The following is a 987-nucleotide window of genomic DNA, read 5'->3' on the forward strand; positions in this document are numbered from 1 at the left end:
TTTGATAGAATCGAGACATTATTGTCCCAGGCTCCAGATGTTAAAAACTAACACCTATTTCATCTAATATCAAATAAAATATCGGGAAGACAGGATTCGAACCTGCGACACCTTGGTCCCAAACCAAGTACTCTACCAAGCTGAGCTACTTCCCGTATAGATAGAAAAAATGAAGTCTAAGAGACTTCTTTTCTATGCACCCTAGAGGAGTCGAACCTCTAACCGCCTGATTCGTAGTCAGGTACTCTATCCAGTTGAGCTAAGGGTGCTCTTTCTATGAATATAAATTTATTATATCACAAATACAAAAAAAGTCAAATCTATTTATGCACCCTAGAGGAGTCGAACCTCTAACCGCCTGATTCGTAGTCAGGTACTCTATCCAGTTGAGCTAAGGGTGCTCTTTCCTATGCCGAGGACCGGAATCGAACCGGTACGATTGTTTCCAATCGCAGGATTTTAAGTCCTGTGCGTCTGCCAGTTCCGCCACCCCGGCTTCCTCAAGCGAACGACGGGGTTCGAACCCGCGACCCCCACCTTGGCAAGGTGATGTTCTACCACTGAACTACGTTCGCATTCGCTTCTTTCCTTTAATGCCGGCTACATGACTTGAACACGCGACCCTCTGATTACAAATCAGATGCTCTACCAACTGAGCTAAGCCGGCTTATCTCCTATGCGGGTGAAGGGACTTGAACCCCCACGCCGTTAAGCGCCAGATCCTAAATCTGGTGCGTCTGCCAATTCCGCCACACCCGCCTGTGACTATGACCCGTACTGGGCTCGAACCAGTGACCCTTTGATTAAAAGTCAAATGCTCTACCAACTGAGCTAACGAGTCTCTCTAATGTATCTCTATACACTAAAACGGTCCCGACGGGAATCGAACCCGCGATCTTCGCCGTGACAGGGCGACGTGATAACCGCTACACTACGGGACCTATTAAGCTTTTCCGCTTAAAGAAATGGGAGTTAACGGGATCGAAC

At 47.4% G+C, this 987-nt stretch carries 9 tRNA genes; all 9 read right to left on the reverse strand.

Going from position 1 to position 987, the window contains the following annotated elements:
* Positions 1 to 81: 81 nt before the first annotated feature.
* The 9 genes from HMPREF3249_RS09050 to HMPREF3249_RS09090 all read right to left on the reverse strand — a co-directional run bounded on the left by HMPREF3249_RS09050 (position 82) and on the right by HMPREF3249_RS09090 (position 941).
* Positions 82 to 155 (reverse strand) — tRNA-Pro (locus tag HMPREF3249_RS09050).
* Positions 156 to 195: 40 nt separating this feature from the next.
* Positions 196 to 269, reverse strand: a tRNA-Arg gene (locus HMPREF3249_RS09055).
* A 58-nt stretch (positions 270 to 327) separates the two neighbouring features.
* Positions 328 to 401 (reverse strand) — tRNA-Arg (locus HMPREF3249_RS09060).
* A 9-nt stretch (positions 402 to 410) separates the two neighbouring features.
* Positions 411 to 496: transfer RNA gene (locus HMPREF3249_RS09065), tRNA-Leu, on the reverse strand.
* A 7-nt stretch (positions 497 to 503) separates the two neighbouring features.
* Positions 504 to 575: transfer RNA gene (locus HMPREF3249_RS09070), tRNA-Gly, on the reverse strand.
* Positions 576 to 594: 19 nt separating this feature from the next.
* A tRNA-Thr gene (locus HMPREF3249_RS09075) sits at positions 595 to 667 on the reverse strand.
* 10 nt (positions 668 to 677) lie between these two features.
* Positions 678 to 759, reverse strand: a tRNA-Leu gene (locus HMPREF3249_RS09080).
* A gap of 9 nt (positions 760 to 768) precedes the next feature.
* Positions 769 to 841 (reverse strand) — tRNA-Lys (locus tag HMPREF3249_RS09085).
* Positions 842 to 868: 27 nt separating this feature from the next.
* Positions 869 to 941: transfer RNA gene (locus HMPREF3249_RS09090), tRNA-Asp, on the reverse strand.
* Between the last annotated feature and the right edge of the window lie 46 nt (positions 942 to 987).

This window comes from Streptococcus sp. HMSC36C04 (assembly GCF_001839535.1).
GTDB classification, from domain to species: domain Bacteria; phylum Bacillota; class Bacilli; order Lactobacillales; family Streptococcaceae; genus Streptococcus; species Streptococcus hominis.